The sequence below is a fragment of the Pilimelia columellifera subsp. columellifera genome (genome assembly GCF_039532605.1).
Taxonomy (GTDB): domain Bacteria; phylum Actinomycetota; class Actinomycetes; order Mycobacteriales; family Micromonosporaceae; genus Pilimelia; species Pilimelia columellifera.
The window spans coordinates 494,414-514,038 of record NZ_BAAARY010000001.1; the positions used below are offsets into that span (position 1 = coordinate 494,414).

Annotated in this window: 15 protein-coding genes; 6 read left to right on the top strand and 9 right to left on the bottom strand. The window is 71.0% G+C overall.

What is annotated here, in order from left to right; genetic code table 11:
• Positions 1 to 6: 6 nt before the first annotated feature.
• From ABD287_RS02315 to ABD287_RS02330, 4 genes are all read right to left on the bottom strand, one after another.
• Positions 7 to 1,248, bottom strand: a complete 1,242-nt coding sequence (locus tag ABD287_RS02315; protein WP_344167315.1) for an aminotransferase class V-fold PLP-dependent enzyme — start codon at positions 1,246 to 1,248, stop codon at positions 7 to 9.
• Complete coding sequence (locus ABD287_RS02320; protein WP_344167318.1) at positions 1,248 to 2,582, bottom strand: pyridoxal-phosphate dependent enzyme; 1,335 nt, start codon at positions 2,580 to 2,582, stop codon at positions 1,248 to 1,250. The genes ABD287_RS02315 and ABD287_RS02320 overlap by 1 nt, the downstream gene beginning before the upstream one ends.
• The gene (locus tag ABD287_RS02325) at positions 2,579 to 4,060 is read right to left on the bottom strand and encodes a type III PLP-dependent enzyme domain-containing protein (RefSeq protein WP_344167321.1); all 1,482 of its coding nucleotides are present in this window, start codon (positions 4,058 to 4,060) and stop codon (positions 2,579 to 2,581) included. The genes ABD287_RS02320 and ABD287_RS02325 overlap by 4 nt, the downstream gene beginning before the upstream one ends.
• 680 nt (positions 4,061 to 4,740) lie before the next feature.
• Positions 4,741 to 5,160, bottom strand: a complete 420-nt coding sequence (locus tag ABD287_RS02330) for a GNAT family N-acetyltransferase (protein WP_344167758.1) — start codon at positions 5,158 to 5,160, stop codon at positions 4,741 to 4,743.
• Between the two features lie 376 nt (positions 5,161 to 5,536).
• Here ABD287_RS02330 and ABD287_RS02335 point away from each other — a divergent pair, with 376 nt between their 5' ends.
• From ABD287_RS02335 to ABD287_RS02350, 4 genes are all read left to right on the top strand, one after another.
• Positions 5,537 to 6,025 (top strand): DUF1842 domain-containing protein, encoded by a 489-nt coding sequence (locus ABD287_RS02335; protein WP_344167324.1) that lies wholly within the window; start codon positions 5,537 to 5,539, stop codon positions 6,023 to 6,025.
• Between the two features lie 10 nt (positions 6,026 to 6,035).
• Positions 6,036 to 6,332, top strand: a complete 297-nt coding sequence (locus ABD287_RS02340; RefSeq protein WP_344167327.1) for a hypothetical protein — start codon at positions 6,036 to 6,038, stop codon at positions 6,330 to 6,332.
• 165 nt (positions 6,333 to 6,497) lie between these two features.
• On the top strand, positions 6,498 to 7,766 hold the full coding sequence (locus ABD287_RS02345; protein ID WP_344167330.1) for a sensor histidine kinase: 1,269 nt from the start codon (positions 6,498 to 6,500) through the stop codon (positions 7,764 to 7,766).
• On the top strand, positions 7,766 to 8,437 hold the full coding sequence (locus ABD287_RS02350) for a response regulator transcription factor (protein ID WP_344167333.1): 672 nt from the start codon (positions 7,766 to 7,768) through the stop codon (positions 8,435 to 8,437). Before ABD287_RS02345 ends, ABD287_RS02350 begins: the two co-directional genes overlap by 1 nt.
• 1 nt (position 8,438) lies before the next feature.
• Here ABD287_RS02350 and ABD287_RS02355 read toward each other — a convergent pair whose 3' ends face one another.
• Genes ABD287_RS02355 through ABD287_RS02375 form a run of 5 tightly spaced genes read right to left on the bottom strand, consistent with a single transcriptional unit; the run spans position 8,439 to position 16,020 of the window.
• Entirely contained in the window at positions 8,439 to 10,391 is a 1,953-nt protein-coding gene (locus tag ABD287_RS02355) for a hypothetical protein (RefSeq protein ID WP_344167336.1), read from the bottom strand.
• The gene (locus ABD287_RS02360) at positions 10,384 to 11,733 is read right to left on the bottom strand and encodes a UDP-glucose dehydrogenase family protein (RefSeq protein ID WP_344167339.1); all 1,350 of its coding nucleotides are present in this window, start codon (positions 11,731 to 11,733) and stop codon (positions 10,384 to 10,386) included. The genes ABD287_RS02355 and ABD287_RS02360 overlap by 8 nt, the downstream gene beginning before the upstream one ends.
• Positions 11,734 to 11,753: 20 nt before the next feature.
• Positions 11,754 to 12,854 (bottom strand): right-handed parallel beta-helix repeat-containing protein, encoded by a 1,101-nt coding sequence (locus ABD287_RS02365; protein ID WP_344167342.1) that lies wholly within the window; start codon positions 12,852 to 12,854, stop codon positions 11,754 to 11,756.
• Positions 12,851 to 14,692 carry a right-handed parallel beta-helix repeat-containing protein gene (locus ABD287_RS02370; RefSeq protein ID WP_344167345.1) on the bottom strand — a complete coding sequence of 614 codons (1,842 nt, stop codon included), beginning with the start codon at positions 14,690 to 14,692 and terminating at the stop codon, positions 12,851 to 12,853. Before ABD287_RS02370 ends, ABD287_RS02365 begins: the two co-directional genes overlap by 4 nt.
• A complete protein-coding gene (locus tag ABD287_RS02375; protein WP_344167348.1) occupies positions 14,689 to 16,020 on the bottom strand; it encodes a glycosyltransferase family 2 protein in 1,332 nt (443 codons plus the stop codon). Before ABD287_RS02375 ends, ABD287_RS02370 begins: the two co-directional genes overlap by 4 nt.
• A 449-nt stretch (positions 16,021 to 16,469) precedes the next feature.
• On the opposite strand from ABD287_RS02375, the gene ABD287_RS02380 reads away from it, so the two are divergent.
• Positions 16,470 to 17,585: a PP2C family protein-serine/threonine phosphatase gene (locus ABD287_RS02380; RefSeq protein WP_344167351.1), complete on the top strand. Its 1,116-nt coding sequence runs from the start codon at positions 16,470 to 16,472 to the stop codon at positions 17,583 to 17,585.
• Between the two features lie 135 nt (positions 17,586 to 17,720).
• The gene (locus ABD287_RS02385) at positions 17,721 to 19,580 is read left to right on the top strand and encodes an acyl-CoA dehydrogenase (RefSeq protein ID WP_344167354.1); all 1,860 of its coding nucleotides are present in this window, start codon (positions 17,721 to 17,723) and stop codon (positions 19,578 to 19,580) included.
• Positions 19,581 to 19,625: the final 45 nt, after the last annotated feature.

Here is a 19,625-nt window from a genome sequence, read left to right on the forward strand (position 1 = left end):
CGGTCCTTACCGGTGGCTCGGGGTGGGTAGCGAGGCATCGAGGCGCTGCAGCACCTCGAGCAGGGCGTCGATCTCCTCGATGGTGTTGTAGGCGTGCAGACTGACCCGCACCGACGTTTCCCGTTCACCGGCCGGGCCCTGGCAGTGCGCGTTGGCGCGCACCATCAACCCGTGCTCGGCGAGCACGAACCCCAGGTCGGCCGAGCTGATCTCGGGCCGCCGCAGGGACACCAGTCCGTGGCGTCGCTGAACGGTGGAACCGAGGGTGAGGCTGTCCTGGCAGCCCAGCACCTGGATGCCGGGGATGTGGTGCAGGCCGTCGGTCAGCCGGGCGCCCAGCGCGACCGTCCAGTCGGCGATGCGTCGCAGATCGGTGGCGTCGAACCAGTCAACGGCGGCGATCAGGCTGACCAGTCCAGTGGTGTTGGGGCTGCCGTCCCAGCCGCGGTGCTCGTAGCGGGGACCGCGGGTGTTGCGTGCCCACAGCGCGCCGACGCCGGGCAGCGCCATCGCCTTGTGCCCCGAGAAGGCCAGGAAGTCGACGTCGAGGTCGGTGACCGACACGGGCAGGTGCCCGATGCTCTGCGCCGCGTCCAGGCAGATGAGCACCTCGTCGCCGACGACCCGGCGGATGCGGTGCACATTCATGTCGACGCCGTAGACATGGTGCACATGCGTGGCGGCGACCAGCCGGGTGCGCTCGTTCACCAGGCCGGCCAGGGCGGCGATGTCGTAGTCACCGGATGGCTCGTACGGCATCGGCACCAGGCGTACGTGCACGCCGTGGCGCTCAAGCGTGTCGCGGGCCTCGGTCCACGCGGTGACGTTGGCGAGATGGTCGGCGTCCGGCACGATGATCTCGTCGCCGTCGGTGAGCAGGGCGGGTAGCCAGTCCAGGGCGATGCGACGCAGCGCCTCGGTGGTCCCGCTGACGAAATGCACGCCGGAATGATCCGGGTGCGGGTCGTCGAGCAGCTCCCGAACACGATCGGCGCAGCGCTGCACCAGCGCGGTGCTCTCGTTGGCCCACCGGTAGGTGCCGCGCCCGGCGTTGGCGTTGGCCGTGATCAGGTAGTGGTGGACGGCGTCGAGGACGGCTTGCGGTTTCTGGGCAGTCGCGGCGCTGTCCAGGTACGCCTGCTGGCCGGCTGCGCGCAGGATCGGGAACTGCTCGCGCACATTGCGCTGCCAGTCGGCGAGATCAGCGAGCACCTGATCGGGGTGTGACGCGTGGGTCGTGGTCGACATCAGGCACGCACCAGCGGTGCGCCGGCGTCGCGCCACGCCACCACACCGCCGTCGAGACTGCGCACGTCACGGTGACCCATCAAGGACAACAGGGCGGCGTAACGGCGGGACTTCTCCCCCACCGGGCAGACCAGCATCACCGGGCGCTCGCTGCCGAACGGCATGCCACCGTGCAGCAACTCGTCGAAGAGCTCGTCGACGATGTTCACCGACCCTTCGATGTGGGCGACGCCGAAGGCGAAGGTGCCGCGCAGGTCGACGACGAGCGGCTGCGCATGCGCCATCCACTGTCGTGCCGCGTCGACGTCCATGGCGGGGGCCGCGGAGGCCTGCTCGTCGGTGACGGTGGAGACGGAACCGGCGCGGGCCTGCTGGTTGAGTAGTTCGGGGCGGCGCCGGCGCAGGTAGCTCATGTAGCTCTCGACCCGGTCGCAGACGATGAACACCGCGGTGCGCCGCCGCGGCGTGCCTTCGGCCGCCAACTCGGCGTCCACCGCCCGTAGGTGGCGCACCGCGCCGGCGTACGCGCCGCCGCCGGTCGGTCCGGCGAGGATGCCGCAGCGGCGGACCAGGTCGAGGAGCCCGTCTATCGCCTCGTCGGCGGTGACGGCTTCGATGGTGTCGTAGTTCTCCGGGTCGAACAGGCCGACCTCATGCACCTCGTCGATGTTGCGGATGCCGGGGATGAAGTCGGACTTGCCCGCCACCAGGCCGACGACGGTCACCGACGGGTCGTGCGCCCGCAACGCCTGGGCGGCGCCGGTGGAGGAGCCGGCGGTGCCGACGCAGGCGATGAAGTAGTCGGGCGCCCGGCCGTCGAGGTCCTTGATGATCTCCGGGCCGGTGCCGTCGATGTGGGCCTGGGCGTTGAGCGGGTTGTAGTACTGGTCGGTGTGCAGGTACTGGGATCCGGCCTCGCTGATGGTGCGGTGGATGCGGGTCAGCGGGTCCTCGGTGTTGGTCGGGTCGAGGCACTCGGCCTGCCCGGGTAGTTCCTCGATGGTGGCGCCGAGCAACAGCAGGAGGTCCTTGATCTCGGGCACCTTCATGCGGTTGGTGATGCTGGTGAACGGCAGACCGTGCATGCCGGCGATGACGGCGAGGGCCTTGGCGGTGTTGCCGCTGGAGAGTTCCACGACGGTGGCGCCGTCGGCCTGCGCGCGCTTCAGGTGCGGCTCCGCCATCCGCCACGCGGCCCGGTCCTTCACCGACCCGAACGGATTGAGCAGTTCCAGCTTGGCGTACAGGTCGATGTGGGTCAGGCCGTGCACGGCCGGGTCGATGCGTACGAGTGGGGTGTCGCCGATCGCGTCGGTGATGGTTTCGTATCTCATGCCGCAACCTCCGGGGCAGTGACGCGGACGTCGGTGCTGGGCGGCATCGCCGCCTCGGCGATGTCAAGGGGCCAGTACTGCTGGTCGAGGCGCCACCGCCAGCGGGAGCCGTCGTGCCAGGCGGCGACGGTGCGGGCTACCGGTTGGTGCAGGGCGTGGTTGGCGCTGAAGTCCATGAAGTAGCCGGCGGTGTTGACGAACGCGAGGGCATCGCCCACCTGTGGGAGGGTGGGCAGGTAGACCAGCCGGCGGGTGATCAGGTCGGCTTCCAGGCACAGGTTGCCGAGCAGATAGACGGGATGGCCTGGCCCCTGTTGCAGGTCGGCGTCGGGACGGGCCGGCACCAGGAGGGGGTCCATCATGACGCCGTGCTCTTCGAGGCTGACGTCGCTGGCGTTGCAGTCCAGGCGAACCAGATGCACGCCGTTGCCGGTGGCTCGCACCTCGAGAACCCGGGCCAGCATCGCCCCGGCTTGGTCGAGCAGCGCACGGCCGGGCTCCACCCACAGGTCGTAAAGGTGTTCCTGTAGCAGGGTGGCCAGGGTGCGCCCGCCCATGCCGGCCGCCGAGGTGGCGAGCAGCTCATCCAGGTAACGCGGCCCGGACAAGGGCCGGTAGGCCGGGTACAGGCCCAGCCCGCCGCGCAGCTTGCCGGCCTCGGCGCGCCAACCGTAGCCGTGCCCGCCCCAGGTCAGTTCGGCGCGCCGGCCCAGCACCGCCTGCGCCAGTTCGCTGGTCCAGGCCTCCCACTGGGCGCCGTCGGCGAGGTAGTCGACGCCGAACCCGCCACCGATGTCGATGACGCGGGGATGCAGGCCGTACCGGTGCGCGCCGGCCAGCACGGCCAGGCACGCTTCCATGGCGGTTGCCTTCTCGGCCAGACCGATGGTGTCAAGGTGATAGGCCACACCGACGAACTCGACGGCGTCACTGGCGTCGGCGATGGCCCGCAGGACCCGGTCGGCGTCGGCGGCAGGGAGGCCGAACCGGCTGGGCCGTGACAGAACAGTCGAGCCGGCGGACGTGAACGCGGACAGCCGCACCAGCGTGGGCACCGGCTGTAGCCGGTGCCCACGCACCAGCTCGACGAGATCGTCGAGCTCGCCCCAGGAGTCGATGTTGACGGTGATGCCGCTACGCGCGGCGAGCCACAGCAGTTCTCGGGTCTTCGGCCCGGTCGCCATGATCTGTTGCGGGGTGAAGCCAGCGCCGAGCGCATGCTGCAGCTCGCCCAGGCTGGCGATGTCGATACGGCCGGTAGTGGCGGCGAGGCGCCGGATGAAAGCCGAGGAGCGGTTCGCCTTGTGCGCGTAGAACACCTCGCCGCGCAGGTGGTGCTTGCGGTACACGTCTCGGAACGTCTGTACGTTGTGGGCAATCCGATCGGGGAGCACTACGTTGAGCGGTGACCCCAGAGCGTCGAGGAGGTCGTGCGTCAGTTCGGGTCGAGCGAGCAGGTCGACTAGGTCGTCCTGCACGCGTGGCTGTAAGTACAAGGGACTGTCCATCGATCTTGATCGATCCAGCGCCGTCATAGCCGGAAACGGTAGCCGTTTACAGCAACACTGTGAAGGCCGGACTCCTGTCAGGACCGTGAGGGCTTGCACAGTCGAGGCCGCAACCAGCCGGCGCTCCGATGTGGCCGGTGATAACGCCGTACGCGCGCTACACCCCCATCGGGGCCGAAGAGGGCGATTGCGGCGGACCAGCTCGTGCGAGGCGTCGAGCAATGTCGCCGACTCACCCTTGGCGACACCCGTATCGGTGCGGTGATCCAGAGCGTCACATCGGCGTCCGCTACCCAGCACGACGGTGACCTTTGAACACCGAATTGTCGGCACGGACATAGGGCACCTCCTCAAACTCGCGCGTGGGCCGCGCTCGGCGGACGCAACCGCCACCGGCTGCAACGAAACACCTGGGGCCAACTCGCTCAGTCAGCGCAGGATGTGGCGTACCGACCCCTCAGCCCCACCTTACAATGAAAACCGTTTCCAACAAGGTGATCCCTGTTCGTGTTCCTGCAGACGAGGGAAGAACACCTGGCAGTTCCGAAGCGGCGCACCTTTCGCGCGCGAACACCCGGCACCGGCGAGCCCAGTGGAAGGCTTGGTCTCCACCGCCGGGCTGACCCGGGTGGAAGCGCTCGTCACCCGGCTCAATCCATGTGCCCGGCAGATCCAGGCCGTCTTCGGCCGAGGCTCTCCCACTGGGTCTTCGTCAGGGCGTACTCCACCTCGCCTTGCTCGTGCCCGGGGATGGGGTCCGGCCACGCTCGGTGGACGGTGCGGACGTGTCGCAGGTCGGCTTTCTCCATCACCCGCCGAGATCCTGTGTTGACGGCCATCGTGGTGGCGGTGACCCGGCCGACCCCCAACTCGGTGAAGCCTTTGCGGATGAGCGCCCGTGACCCTTCCGTCGCGTATCCCTTGCCCCACGCCGGACGCCGTAGCCGGTAGCCCAGCTCGATCCCGGCTTCGGTGTCGCTGTCCGCGGGCGGCTCGTCGCGGGGCGGCCGGAAGTGGAACCAGCCGAGGAACTGATGTCGTCGGGCGTCGGCCGGCCTCCGCTGAGGTATCGCATCACTTCAGGGTCCCCGTCCAGGGCGACGATATTGTCCACGTCGTCCTCGGTGAACCGGCGTAGCGCGAGCCTGTCGGTTGCCAGGAAGATCTGCATTCGAGCATTCTGGCGGTTCGTCGACGTGTCGCCCAGGGAGTTTTGGGCCATGCCGCGCCGGTCATCGCGGATGGCTTTTCCGAGCAGGCCGTACGTCGGAGGGCGCGGGGCGCGGTGCGATGGCTGAGTGGTTGTGGGACTGGCGGGATTGCTGGTGGCGCCTGTTGCGCCAACGTCCGAGTTTTCGGGAGCAGATTTCATGTTTTCCGCCCGGGGCGCCGGGAGCGCTGCTGACACTGGGTGCATCAAGGACCACGGCCAGAACGGAGCATCGTATGAGCGCACCGACCGTCAAGCCGAGTCCCGCCAGCTCTCTCGTGGGGGCGAAGGCCCCGCGCGCTGGCCTGTTCATCGGAAGCTGGACGATCGACGCCCGCCAGCCAGGAGCGCCCACAGTGGCGCTGCACTGCACCTTCGACGCCTCGTCCGGCGCTGTGCAGGGCCTGGCTCATCTCATCCAGGCGGTGAGCCCGCCGCTGGACGTGTCGAGCCGCTCGGAGGGTGACTTCACCTACCTGTCCGTCATGCCCGACAGCAGTCGGGTGTTGGTGACGCTCACCGGCTACCCGGTGTTGCAGTGGCGGACGCATGGCGGCGTAGGCCCGGCGCAGCTTCCCAACCTGCACGTCCGCATGTTGCTCGACGCCGATTGGCAGCGTGGCGCCGCCACGGTTCGGTACCTCAGTTCGACCGGCGGTTGGCTCCAGGTGGAGTCCGCGCCGGTGCAGGTAGCCAGTGATGTCACGATGGCCGGCAGGCCGTGAAGGAGAGTCAATGGACACCGTGATTCTGACCCCCGAAGAGGTTACGGCCTCCTACCGGACCGGCGTGCTCAGCATTGAGGTCTCCGGGCATGAGGATGGCGTGACCGACATCAGCATTGTCAGCGCCGCGGCGGCGCCGGTCACGCCGCCGCCGTTCCGGGTGCAGGGGCAGCAGTCGCCTGCGATCGGCTACTTCCCGTACCGGGTCGAGGCGAGCTTCCCGATGCCCGAGGACCCACACGAGATCGCGGTCGAGAGTCCGATCGGGACCCAGATGATCCCGGTGCGTTCGCTCACCTCGCACTGACCTGACGCGCCCACCCCAGCCGCCGTCACCGGACCGCCATCCGGTGGCGGCGGCGCCCCGTCCTGGCGTGGCTTCGTTGGGCGTGGCCCACGAAAGAGGGAATTCGCGGTTCGACCAAAGTCACAAATCACCTGATAATTAACGCCTGCTCGTTAGGCTCGCGCGATGAACCCGTCACCGCGAACCGCCCTCGACCTGCTCTGGCGCGCGGAGATGACGCTCTTCGCTGCTTTGCTCATCTTCGGCACGGTCTGGGCGATCCCCGGCGGGGCTCCGTGGTGGGCGGTGACACCCGTCGGCGCCGCGGTCGGCTGGTGGCTGGTGGTCGGCGGCCCGCACGGCCCGGCCCGCGAGTTCCGTCCCCGTCACCCGGCGGACGCCCGGCGCTCGTTGCGCTGGCTGACCGGCCTGACCTTTGGCTGGTTGACCCTCACCGCGCTCTCCTCGATCTTCGCCTGCCTGGGGTTGGTGCTCCTGCTGCTCGCTCGGCAGCTGCTGCCCCGCCGTGGCGGCCACCTCGCGACAGCGCTCCTGGTGGCCGCCGGCGCCACAGCCCTGGCGCTCCACGCTGGAGAGGTCACCGCGCTCGTCCTTCTCGGCCCGTCGGCCGCTGCGGCGGCCGCATGGCTCGTCGGCGCCGTCCAACACCGGCTGCGGGACGAGGTCACCCAGCGGGCGACGCTGACGGCGGAGCTGGCCGCGGCCCGGGACGAACTGGCGGCCGCACACGGTGAGTCGGACGTCCTCGCCGAGCGCCTCCGGCTGGCCCGGGACGGCTACGACGCCATCGCCAACCAGATTGTCGACGCCGCGCTGCTGCTGCGCTCGTCGGCGCCCCACGCCTCAGGCAGCGCCATCGCCAACGGCGTCGGCAGCGACCAGCTCGCGCGCGCGGCCAACGAGTCTGTCGCCGAGGCCGTCGTCGCCAGCAGACGACTGGTTTACCAACTGCGCCCGACCGGCGCCAGGGATCAACCGCTGGCCGAGGCCCTGGGTCGGCTCGTCGAGCAACGGTCCCGGTTCGGCGCCGCCATCGACCTGGAAGTCGACGGCGAGCCCTACCCGGTCGCCCCGGACGTAGCGGTCGCGTTGTTTCGGGCCGCCCAGGGCGGGCTCGGCAACGTCGTCGCCCACGCCAACGCGAACCGGGCCCGGGTGACGCTCACCTACCAACCCGACCGGCTCAGCCTCGACGTCGTCGACGATGGTCGGGGCTTCGACCCGGCGTCGCCCCGCAGCGGGGCCGGCACGGGTCGGGGGCTGGCGGCGGTCCGTCGTCGGCTGTCCGATGTCGGCGGCGTCCTCACGATCGAATCGGAGCATGGCGGCGGGACGGCGTTGTGCGCTGCCGTGCCGCGCGGCGCGCCGGTCGACCTACCCGTCGAGCCGGAAGCCGCCGTCGAGCCGGAAGCCGCCGTCATGGCGGTGAGCTGATGCGGCGATCCCGGGTGCTCATCGTGGACCGGCGACCGGCGGTGCGGTCGGCCCTGCGCACCGCGCTCGCCGGCGCCGACCGGTTGGCGGTGGTCGGCGAGGCCGGCGGCGCCGACGACGGGCAGGAACGGGTCCGTGAGCTGACACCGGACGTGGCGCTGGTGAGCGTGGCCGGCGGCCCCGACGGCGACGGGGTGTCGGTGGTCCGACGGCTCCTGGAGGTGGCGCGACCGCCCAGAGTGCTGGCCCTCACCGCCTACGACGACGAGCGCGCCATCCTGCGCGCCGTCGACGCCGGGGCGATCGGCTGGCTGTCCAGGGACGCCGAACCGACGGAGTTGGCCCGCGCGGCGCTGGCGGCAGCCAACGGGGAGTCGGTGTCGCCAGCGGCGCCGGCCGGCGCGGGCGCGACCGGCCACGTCCCGGCGGCCCGCTGGCCGGTGAGCGCGGCCCCGGCCCGCCGGCCCGGGGCCGCTACGGCGTTGACGCGGCGGGAACGGCAGGTGCTCCGGCTCATCGGTGACGGGCTGCCGAACGCCGCCGTCGCCGCCGAGCTGTTCATCTCCCAGGAGACCGCCCGGGCCCACCTGGCGTCGTTGTTCGCGAAGCTGGGCGTGGACAGCCGGGCGGCGGTGGCCGCCGAAGCCCGTCGGCGGGGACTGATTCGCTGACTCAACGCGTCAGCGAGCGCAGGAACAGCGACTCGACCGCCGAGCTGCTCGCCACCACCCCGCTGTCGGTGAATTCGGTCAGCTCGACGCCCGCCCAGTCGGCGATCGGCAGCCCGGCCACCGACAGGTGCCGGTAGCCGCCGCCGGGGCCGACGCCGAAGCGGTAGACCTGGTCGGGGCTGACGCCGTACCGGGGCATGTCGATGAACGGGGCGTCCGATCCGAGCAGCTGTTTGCGGAGCCGGTTGCGGTGGAAGACGTTGTCCGGACCGGTCGCGCCGGACCATTTGACAGCCTTGCGGCCGGCCGCCCACCAGATCGGGTGCCAGTCGGCCGCGTCGGGGACGTTGTCGCCTTCGTCGCCGCAGTTGCTGTCGCAGCTGGCCGGCCGGTGCGCGTACGGCACGACGACCTCGTTGCGCTCGAACAGGTTGTGGCGTTCCCAGCCGCCGTGCAGGTTGAGGTCGGAGTCGAAGCTGTTGCCGATGGCCACGTTCCCCGAGGCTGACCACTGAAAGGTGAAGTGGCGCAGGCCGCGGGTGGTGTTGCCGGCGTAGACCGAGTCCCAGACCCGGGAACCGCGCAGGTACCCGTTGCCGCCCTTTCCCTTGTTCCAGGCGCCGTGCAGCTCGTTGTCGGTGATCGTGAGGCGCCGGGCGACCTCGGTGACGATCGGGTGCGAGCCGGTCATCTCGGTGCGGACGTTACGCACCCACGAGTCGGCAGCCCACTTGAACACCACACCGTGCAGGGCCGCCCTGGGTTCGAGGTTGCCGTAGTTGTGGCGGGCGCGGTCGGCGGGCACGCCGGGCAGTTCCTGGGTGACGGTCAGGTTCTCGATGCCGACGCCGAGGACCGGGTCGACCAGCGGGGTCAGCTTCGACGGGTAGACGGTTCCGTCGATGGGTAGGGAGCCGTCCGAGGTGGAGTCTACGGGGACGTCGTACTCCAGGGGCTTGTCGAGGGTGACGGTCCGCTCGGCGGCGTCGATGTCCACGACCGTGAAGACCTGTTGCCGCATGTGAAGGTTCCGCAACGGGTGCTCGGTCGGGGTGGTGTGCATCTGGTCGTAGAAGCGCCGGCTGTTCGCGGCCATGATGTTGACCAGCACGCCGGGGCGCAGGCCGTCGAGCCTGGCCTTCGCGTGCAGGCGCACGGCGCGGGCGCCGGCGCGGGCGGCGTACCCGTGGTCACCGGGACGTGAGCCCAGTTGCAGGCCGCTGACCCAGTGCTGGTTGACGCTGCCTTCGTACAGGTCGCGGCGGTTCGCCGGCGCGGCCGCGTGGGTGGCGACGTACCTGGCGGCGACGGCCCGGGACTGCACCCGAAGCAGACCCCGGCCGGGCCAGATCCAGCCGCCGTTGGCGTCCTGGTGCTGCATGGCGTCGGGTTCCCAGCGGGAGCCGTCGGCGCTGAGCGTGTCGTAGCGGGTCGCGGGGTCCGGCCGGAAGATCAGTCGGGTCTGCGGACCGGCCCCGCGCAGCAGCAGGTAGTCGGCGTCGATGCCGAGCTGGCGGGTGATGAGCAGCGCCCCGGGCGGCAGGGCGATGAGCGACATCCGGTCGTGGCCGCCCGACGGCGAGCAGGTTGCGGCGATCCGGTCGATGGCCCGTTGCAGCCCGCCGGTGTCGTCCAGGCCGTCACCCGGGTGGACGCCGAACTCGTCGGCCAGCTGGGCCGCGGTGATCCGGCACCGCGGCTCGGGCCGGATCGCCGCGTCGCCGGGCAGGGCCGCGCCGGCCCGGTAGCCGGCGCGGGACCAGTCGTAGCCGGCGCCGCTGTCCCGCCGGTTGCCGGCGTCGAGCCGCAGCCCGGTCAGCGCCGGGCCGGGCGCCTCGGTCGCCGGGGCTCCGGGCGCGCCCGCGGCGGCCGGGGCGGCGAGCCCGCCGGTGGCCAGCAGCGTGACGAGCGCCGCCGGCCACCGACGCGGCCCGGCCGGTCGGCCGTCAGACATGGGCAGGGCGCCCGAGCGCCCGGTACTCCCAGCCGGCGGCCTGCCAGCGGATCGGGTCGAGGGCGTGCCTGGTGTCGAGCACCCGGCGGTGGGTCACCACACCGCCGACGACCTCCGGGTCGATCTCCCGGAACTCGGTCCACTCGGTGAGCAGCAGGACGACGTCGGCGTCCCGGGCGACATCGAGCGCGTTCTCCCCGTACCCCAGCTCCGGGTGGGCCCGGCGGGCGTTGTCGAGCGCCGCCGGGTCGAAGATCCGCACCTTCGCGCCGGCCCGGTGCAGCGTCCGGGACACCGCGAGGGCCGGGGCGTCGCGGATGTCGTCGGAGTTCGGTTTGAACGCCGCCCCGAACGCCGCCACCCGGACACCCTGCAACGACCCGCCGACGATCTCGCGCACCAGGTCCACGGCCCGGACCCGGCGCCGGTGGTTGATCTCGTCCATGTCGTGCAGGAACGCGACGGCCCGGCCCACGCCCAGTTCCTCGGCCCGGTGCGCGAACGCCCGGATGTCCTTGGGGAGGCAGCCGCCGCCGAAGCCTAGCCCCGGCTGGAGGAACCGGCCGCCGATCCGGGCGTCGTAGGCGAGCGCGTCGGCCAGGTCCCGCACGTCGGCGCCGGTGGTCTCGCAGATCTCGGCCATCGCGTTGATGTAGGAGATCTTGGTGGCGAGGAACGCGTTCGCGGCGACCTTGACCAGTTCGGCGGTCGCGAGGTCGGTCTCCTTCACCGGCACGCCCTCGGCGATGACCGGGGCGAAGGCGTCCCGCAGCCGGCGCCTGGCCCATTCGGACGCGACGCCGAACACCAGCCGGTCCGGGGTGAGCGTGTCGTCGACGGCGAAGCCCTCGCGGAGGAACTCGGGGTTCCAGGCCAGCTCGACCTCGTCCCCGGCCGGCGCCAGCTCCCGCAGCAGGCTGGTGAGGCGGCTGGCGGTGCCGACCGGCACGGTCGACTTGCCGACCACCAGCGCCCGGCGCCGCAGGTGCGGGGCGAGCGCCGCGACGGCCGCGTCGACGTAGGTGAGGTCGGCGGCGGGTGAGCCGGCCGTCTGTGGGGTGCCGACGCAGACGAAGTGCACATCGCCGAACTCGCCGGCTTCCGCGAACGAGGTCGTGAAGCGCAGCCGGCCCGAGGCGAGCGCCTTGGTGAGCAGCTCCGGCAGGCCGGGCTCGAAGAACGGCAGCTCGCCCGCGCTGAGCATGGCGATCTTCCGCTCGTCGATGTCGACGCCGAGCACCTCGTAGCCCAGGTAGGCCATGCACGCGGCGTGGGTGGCGCCCAGGTAGCCGGTGCCGATGACGGTGAGGCGCGGCGCGTCCGGGGCGGGGGTGTGGCCCATCAGTGGTCCTCCATTGTGGATCAGTTGGGTGGGGGTGGGGAGCAGGTGACGTTCGACAGGCCCTTCTCGGCGCCGGTCGCGCGGTTGTCGCAGGTCACCTTGTTGTCGAGGGCGGGGGCGAGCTTGAATGCCCAGCCCGGCCCGTTGACGGTGGCGTCGTTGCCGGTGAAGACGTTGCCGCGACCCCAGCCGTCGACGATCGAGTGGGTCTGGAAGCCGTCCTCGGGGGAGTTGCGGCCAGTGTTGCCGCGGATTACCCAGTTGTTGCCTTTGATGTCGACCCAGGAGTCGGCGCCGGTGTGCTTCAGCCGGCCGCCGTCGAAGGTGTTGTCGACGACCTGTCCGTCGCTGGTGCCTTCCTTGACGTCGACGGCCTCAGCGGTGGTGGCGGTGATGGTGTTGCCGCGCACCGTGTTGCGGTCGCTGCGGTCTGGTTGGCAGCGGGTGATGTCGCACCAGTTGGATTTCGCCGTGCCGATGTACACGCCTTCGCCGAACTTGGCCCGCCGCCGCCCGGTGTCACGGATGGTGTTGCCGTCCACGACGTTGTCGGTGCTGAACGCGCGCAGGTGGATGGCCTCGTCGCCGGTGGCCTCGATGGTGAGTCGGTGGATGAGCACTCCGCGGACCTTGTCGGCGACGACGCCCTTCTGGGTGTTGCGCACGGTGAAGCCGATGAGCCGCCAGTAGCTGGCGCCGTCGAGGTGCAGGCCGTAGCCGCGGGTCGGCCCGCCGCCGTCGAGAACGACCTCGGCGCTTCCGCACAGGTGGACGGGGTTGGTGGGCGTGCCGGCGGCGCGGGCCACGAAGCGGCCGGGGTACACGCCGTCGCGGAGTTGGATCGTGTGCCCGGGGCGGGCGGCGGCGAGGGCGGCCACCAGCGCGGTGGCGCTGTCGACGGTGACGTTGGCCCGGGGACAGCCGATGACGCCAGCCGGCGCCGGCTCGTCCGGTGTCGCCCCAGGGGCGTTGGCGTCGTTGCTGGTGGCGGGCCTGGCTGTCGGCTCGGGCCGGGACTCGGCGGTTGGCATCACCGTCACGACGACGGCGAGCGCCGCCAGGCCCGCCAGCACGCCCCCGCCCCAGACGAGGCGACGCCGGTTCGCCCAGGCGGGCCTCATCCGAGTCGCTTCTGTTCGACGGACCGCCGCGCGGGCGCGCTGTGACGGGCGGGTCCGCCCAGGGCCGGGATCTCGCCGGGGGGAGCGAGGTTGAGCGGCAGGGTCCGGGCGTACGGGTGGGTCCCGACCTCCCGGCGCCGGCGCGCCCCGGCTACCGCGGTGGCGACGATGATGAGCAGCACCCCGGCCCACAGCATGGTGGTCGGGCTGGCGTAGTGGCGCGCCCGCTGGACGAGCGACATGTCGCCTGTGCCCTCCTGGGTGGCGTTCTCGCCGATGTCGACGGACCCGACCGCCCGGGACACGTCCACGGCGGTCGGTCCCTGGACGGTGAGGGTGTTGTCGGCGATGGCCACCCCGGCGGCCTGGCCGACGAGGGAGATGCCGTGGCTGGTGGCCCGTTCCACGGTGTTCCCGGTGATCCGTGCGGCGGAGTCGCGCAGGTAGATCCCGTTGCCGCCGCCGGTGACGTTGTTGCTGGTCACCGCGGCTTCGCGGACGCCTTCCCGAAGGGAGATGCCGTGTCGGCGTGGCGCGGTGATGGTGTTGCCGCTCACCGCGAGTCCGTTGGTCTGGAGGGCGACGATGCCCATGTCGCCGCCGGTGATGTCGTTGTCCTTGATGGTGATGTCGACGCCGCCGAACAGCTCCACGCCGTGCCTGGCGTTGTCGCGGGCGGTGCTGCCGGCGACGGTGTTGCCGCCGCGGTGGGGGACGACCGGCTCGGCGAGCAGGACGGCCTGCGGGTTGGCTTTCGGCGGGGTCTGGCCCTGGAGCCGGAAACCGCTGCCGCCGTTGCGTTCGGCGACGCAGCGCTGGAACGCGATCTCGTGGGTGGCTTTGGCGAGCAGGAACCCGTCGCCGCCGTTGTCGCGGGACACGGTGCGTTCGATGGTCGCGTCGGCGACGTATCGGTGAAGCACGACGCCGGCGTCGAGGCTGTTGGCGACGACGCTGTCGGTGACGCTCACTCCCCGGATTCCGCTGATGAACAGACCGTACGCGTTTCCGGTGATTCTGGTGTGCCTGATCTCGCCGTCGCTGGGGGTGGACTGTCGAGTGAGGAACCGTTCGTCGGGGGCGAGCAGCGGCACCTTGCCGGACTTGTCGGCAGGGGTCGCTTTGGCCGGCGTCGGGTCGCCCAGGTCGGGTCGGTCGCCGCCGGTGAGGCTCAGGCCACCGGTGCGGCCGGCCCCGAAGCCAAGGTCGGCGAGGCCGGCGTTGCTGATGGCAAGGCTGCCGCCGGTGGCGCGTAGGTAGGCCCGGCCGTCGGCGAGCCGGGGGTCGGGCTGTTTGGTGGTCCGGCCCCAGCTGGTGACCTGCGCGGGGGCGGTCTCGGTTCCGGTGATGCGCAGCGATCCTTCGGAGACGATGCTGGCGTAGCCGTCGGCGTCGCTGGCCAGCCGGAGGATGAGGCCACGCTTGTCGCTGAGGGTGAGCACGGCGCCGTGGGCCACGTAGACGTGCTCGGCCAGGAGGTACTCGGCTGGTCCGAGCTTGCGGACGGTGGTCGGGGCGAGCGCCGCGAGGTCTCTCATCGTGTATCCCCTGGACCGGGCGGTGAGCACCAGCGTCCGGCCGTCGGGGCCGTCGAGCCGGTACGGGCTGCGCCATTCGTTGCCGCGGCGAGGGGCGGCGGCGCTGACGGCGCGCAGCGTCTCCAGTCGACGGTCCTCGGCCTCGACGAGCATCGCCTGCTGTTCGATGTCGCTGGCGTCGGGCGCGGCCGGCAGCTCGGCCGTGGTCACGGCGCCGGCGAGGGCGGGGATGGCGAGCAGTCCGAGTCCGGCGGCGGCGGACCCGCGTCGGATCCAGCGGCGTCTGTCGGTGTGGCTCATGCCTGGGCCTCCGCGATGTCGTGGCGGCGTGCGCCGGGGTGGTCGGCGCCGTTGACGGCTTGTCGTGGCGTCGGGGGGGCCGCGACGAGCAGGGTGTTGGAGTTCTGGCCTTCGCCGCCGACGGTGAACGGGTCGCGGGTGAGCCAGCCCTGCTTGTTCATGGTCGCGAACGCGTACAGCTTGATCGGCAGGGCGATGAGGATGACGACGACTGCCAGCAGCGGCAGCAGCAGGATCTCGCCTGGGTGCCTGCGTAGGTGGGACCAGCCCCGGATGCCGCGTCCGAGCAGCAGCCAGGCCAGCACCAGGCCGATCCCGGCCGGGGTGAGCTGGAGCCGGGAGAACAGCAGGTAACCGAGCGTCATGCCCATGGTCGCCGGGGTGAGCAGGATCTGCAGGACGGTGAGCTTGGTGACCAGCGGCGCGCGCCACAGCCAGCCGTTCCACAGGGCGGTGAGGTAGCAGCGGTAGGAGTTGCGCGACCACCGGACCCGCTGTTTGACGAACGCCCGGAAGGTGGACGGGAACATCGACAGCGCCCGCGCGGTGGGTTGGTGCACGGTCTTGAAGCCGGCGGCGAGAACCAGCCAGGTGAGGCGCCCGTCGTCGCCGGCTACGCAGCGGCGGCCGAGGAAGAACTCGTCTTCCAGGTGGGGCAGCAGCGGGGTGATGACCGACCGCCGGTAGGCGGCGGTGCGTCCGGACAGGCAGGCGACGGCGCCGGCCTGTCCCATCGCGGGAACGTAGTCGTAGTAGCGCAGGTTGACCAGCCAGTCGGCGATCCGACGCCAGACGCTGCTGGTCCGCTGGTACACGTTCTGCTGGGTGCCGACGCCACCGACGGCGGGGTCGGCGAAGGGCATCTGGACGGCGTCGAGCAGTCCGGGCGTCCACCGGGTGTCGGAGTCGACGAGGACGACCAGCTCGCCGCTGGCTGCCCGGATGCCGACGCCGAGCGCGGAGCGCTTGCCCCGGTGGACGAACGGCATGACCCGCACCCGGGGGTCGTCGACGGCGGCCAGCCGGGCCTGTACCTCGAGGTCCCCGACATCCGGCACGATGATGATCTCGTACGGGTCCTGGGCCAGCCAACTGTCCAGGCATTCCAGCAGGATGTCGGGGTCCTCGCGGTAGGCCGGCACGACGACCGAGACGGTGGCCCGGTAGCCGGAGCGGATCGGCCTGGCCCGGCGGGAGAGGACGACGCGGTAGAGCCAGACCAGCCAGACGAAGACGCCGGCGGCGCCCAGCGGCATCAGCTCCCGCAGGTTGCCTTGTCCGAGTGTCTGGCTGACCCAGTTCCAGGCGGTGTCGGAGAAACCGGACACGCTGTCGCGCCCCCTCGCTGGTGTCGTCTGTTCGTGTGACGGTGCGACTGCCTCAACGAGGGCTGTGCGGTCAAGACACCTAATGTGGAGCGTTGTTCACTCCGCCTCACACGTTCGGAGGTGTCGTTATCGGATATAGCGCTGTTTTCGGACGGAGGCTGGTCGCGGGGTCGCGAATCCCTGCGCATCGCCCCGCCGCCGGGCTGGTTGAGGTCGGTCCCGGGGCGGGCGGCGCCTGCTCCGGGACCGCGACGGCGCTTGCGGGGTCGGCGGACCGGGCGGGCGTGATGGCCGGACCGGCGGGGCGCGGACGCCATCCGGGCGCCGGTGACGGCTCGCGCGGTCGAGCTGGGCTGGCGGCCCGGACGCGACGCGGCGGAGTTCATCCCCGTCGCCGGCCAAACCTCGTTCTGAGACGCCCCGGGATCAGGCATGCTGATGCCAACGTCATGCGGATCTCACCGGCGGGTCGTCGCCCGCTCAGCCCAGGTTCCCGCGCCGGACTCGGCGCGGCTGCCGCCCTGCTCGCCTGTGTTTCGCTGTTGGAGCTGGCCGACGGCCGGGAGCCGCACTACGTCGGGCTGATGGCGGCCGCGCCCTTCCTGGCGGCGGCCTTCGCGAGCTGGCCGGCGGTGCTCGCCGCCGGCGCCGGGGCGACGGCGCTGGGCATCGTGTTTGCGCTGGCCGGCGGGGCGTTCGAGCCGGCGTCGGTGATCAATGTGCTGGGCGTCGTAGTAGCCACTGGCATCGCCGCCGGCGTGGCCACGTTGCGTCAGCATCAGGCCGAGCGGATTACCGAGCTGACCAAGCTCGCCTCAGTGGCCCAGCAGGCGGTGCTGCGTCCGTTGGGGCCGCAGGTGGGGACGCTGCCGGTGGCCGGGCGGTACATTTCGGCTACCGCCGCCGCCGACATCGGCGGGGATCTGTACGAGGCGCTGGACACCCCGTACGGCGTCCGCATGATCATCGGAGATGTGCGCGGCAAGGGCCTGGAGGCCGTCCGGCTGGCGAGCATCGTGTTGGGCTCGTACCGGCACGTCGCTTACGAACGGGCCGACCTGCGCGCCATCGTCTCGGACCTGGACCGGGCGGTGGCCCGTTCGGTCGGGGATGAGGACTTCGTCACGGCGGCGCTCGTCGAGGAGCGTGGCGGGACGTTGACAATCGTCAACTGCGGGCACCCGGCCCCGTTGCTGTTGCGGCGTGGCAAGGTGATCACCCTGGACCCGCCGGCCCCGGCGCCGCCGTTGGGTTTCATGCCCGTGGTCCGTCCGCGGGTGGAGCGGCTGGAGCCGGGGGACCGGTTGCTGCTGTTCACCGACGGCCTGGGCGAGGCGCGGCGGGACGGCAACTTCTTCCCGACCGCGGAGCGTGCCTGGCGGCTGCTGGGACATGGCCGGGTCGACGACGGACTGGCGTCGCTGGAATCCGCCCTGACCGACTGGGTTCACGGCCAGCTGGACGACGACATCGCCCTGGTGCTGATGGAGTACACCGGCCCGCAGTCCTCGATGACCGTTCCGGCGGTGCCCAGTTGGGAGGTCGAGGCGCCCAGGGGCGCGTGATCTCGGCGGGTCGCGCCGGTCGGGCGGCGCCGGCGTCGGGTTTTGTGCCCCGTCGACCCTTGCCGCTTGCGATTGTTAGCACCTACAGTTGAGTTACCTACGGGTAACAAAACTTCTCGCAATCGGGGGATCACGATGAGTCACTATCGCAGCAACCTTCGTGACCTTGAGTTCAACCTCTTCGAGGTTTTCGGCGCCGAGCAGGCCTTCGGCCGCGCGCCCTACGGCGACCTCGACGCCAGCACCGCCCGGGACGTGCTGGCTGAGGTCGACCGCCTCGCCCGCGAGGACCTAGCCGCCAGCTTCGCCGACAGCGACCGCAACCCACCGGTCTTCGACCCCGCCACCCACACCGCGCCGCTGCCCGAGTCGTTCAAGCGCTCCTACCGCGCCTTCATGGACTCCGAGTTCTGGCGGCTCGACCTGCCAGCGTCCCTGGGCGGCACCCCGGCGCCGCGCGCCCTGTGGTGGTCGGTCGCCGAGCTGATCCTCGGCGCGAACCCGCCGATCTGGATGTACGCCTCCGGCCCGTCGTTCGCGCACATCCTGCACGCCGAGGGCACCGAGGAGCAACGCCGCTGGGCCAAGGTCTTCGTCGACCGACTGTGGGGGTCCACGATGGTCCTCACCGAGCCTGACGCCGGATCCGACGTCGGCGCCGGCCGAACCCGGGCGATCCCGCAGCCTGACGGCTCGTGGCACATCGAGGGCGTCAAGCGGTTCATCACCTCGGGCGAGCATGACCTGTCCGACAACATCATCCACTACGTGCTGGCCCGCCCCGTCGGCGTCGAGGATGCCGGCGGTCCGGGCACCAAGGGCCTGTCCCTGTTCATCGTGCCGAAGGTCCACTTCGATCCGGAGACCGGCGAGCTGGGCGAGCGCAACGGCGTCTACGCCACCAATATCGAGCACAAGATGGGGCTGAAGGTCTCCAACACGTGCGAGCTCACCTTCGGCGAGCACGGGACGCCGGCCAAGGGCTGGCTGCTGGGCGAGCGGCACGACGGCATCCGCCAGATGTTCATGATCATCGAGTATGCCCGGATGCTCGTCGGCACCAAGGCGATCGCCACCTTGTCCACCGGTTACCTCAACGCCCTCGACTACGCCAGGCAACGGGTCCAGGGCGCCGACCTCACCCGCTCCGCCGACAAGGCCGCGCCGCGGGTCACCATCACCCACCACCCGGACGTGCGGCGCTCGCTGCTGCTCCAGAAGTCGTACGCCGAGGGCTTCCGGGCGCTGATCCACTACACCGCACACTGGCAGGACCGGGCCGCCGTGGCCGAGGCCGACGGCGACGCACGGGCGGTTAAGCAGGCCCGCCGCATGGTCGACCTGCTGTTGCCGTTGCTCAAGGGCTGCGGTTCGGAGCGGGCCTACGAGCTGCTCGGGCACGAGGCGTTGCAGACCTTCGGCGGCTCCGGGTTCCTGCAGGACTACCCGCTGGAGCAGTACGTCCGCGACGCCAAGATCGACACGTTGTACGAAGGAACCACCGCGATCCAGAGCCTCGACCTGTTCTTCCGCAAGATCGTCAAGGACGGCGGACGGTCGTTGCTCACCGTGGCCGGCGAGATCCAGGCATTCCTCGACCTGGAGACCGGCAACGGCCGACTCAAGGATGTCCGGCAGGCGCTGGCGTCCGCCCTCGGCGATCTCCAGACGATCATCGGGACGATGACCGGCTGGCTCGGCGAGGCTCAGGAGGGCGACGAGCGGGCCCTGTACAAGGTGGGTCTGCACTCGCGCCGGTTCCTGCTGGCGGCCGGGGATGTCGTGGTGGCCTGGCTGTTGGCGCGACAGGCGGAGGTGGCGCTGGCCGCCCTCGGTCAGGGGCCGGACCGCCCGGCCGATGTCCACTTCTACGAAGGCAAGGTCGCTGCGGCGTGCTTCTTCGCCCGTGAGGTCCTGCCGCGGTTGGCCGCTGACAGCGTAATAATCGAACAGGCTTCGTTGGGGCCGATGGAGATGTCCGAGGACGCATTCTGAAACTGCCCATTCTGCCGGTCCGCCACGAGTTACTCTGGCTTATCG

What these genes read in the sequence shown, in the direction of transcription:
- ABD287_RS02315 (WP_344167315.1), bottom strand. Translation starts at nt 1,248, where the DNA reads ATGTCGACCACGACCCACGCGTCACACCCCGATCAGGTGCTCGCTGAT.
- ABD287_RS02320 (WP_344167318.1), bottom strand. Translation starts at nt 2,582, where the DNA reads ATGAGATACGAAACCATCACCGACGCGATCGGCGACACCCCACTCGTA.
- ABD287_RS02335 (WP_344167324.1), top strand. Translation starts at nt 5,537, where the DNA reads ATGAGCGCACCGACCGTCAAGCCGAGTCCCGCCAGCTCTCTCGTGGGG.
- ABD287_RS02340 (WP_344167327.1), top strand. Translation starts at nt 6,036, where the DNA reads ATGGACACCGTGATTCTGACCCCCGAAGAGGTTACGGCCTCCTACCGG.
- ABD287_RS02345 (WP_344167330.1), top strand. Translation starts at nt 6,498, where the DNA reads ATGAACCCGTCACCGCGAACCGCCCTCGACCTGCTCTGGCGCGCGGAG.
- ABD287_RS02350 (WP_344167333.1), top strand. Translation starts at nt 7,766, where the DNA reads ATGCGGCGATCCCGGGTGCTCATCGTGGACCGGCGACCGGCGGTGCGG.
- ABD287_RS02355 (WP_344167336.1), bottom strand. Translation starts at nt 10,391, where the DNA reads ATGTCTGACGGCCGACCGGCCGGGCCGCGTCGGTGGCCGGCGGCGCTC.
- ABD287_RS02360 (WP_344167339.1), bottom strand. Translation starts at nt 11,733, where the DNA reads ATGGGCCACACCCCCGCCCCGGACGCGCCGCGCCTCACCGTCATCGGC.
- ABD287_RS02365 (WP_344167342.1), bottom strand. Translation starts at nt 12,854, where the DNA reads ATGAGGCCCGCCTGGGCGAACCGGCGTCGCCTCGTCTGGGGCGGGGGC.
- ABD287_RS02370 (WP_344167345.1), bottom strand. Translation starts at nt 14,692, where the DNA reads ATGAGCCACACCGACAGACGCCGCTGGATCCGACGCGGGTCCGCCGCC.
- ABD287_RS02380 (WP_344167351.1), top strand. Translation starts at nt 16,470, where the DNA reads ATGCGGATCTCACCGGCGGGTCGTCGCCCGCTCAGCCCAGGTTCCCGC.
- ABD287_RS02385 (WP_344167354.1), top strand. Translation starts at nt 17,721, where the DNA reads ATGAGTCACTATCGCAGCAACCTTCGTGACCTTGAGTTCAACCTCTTC.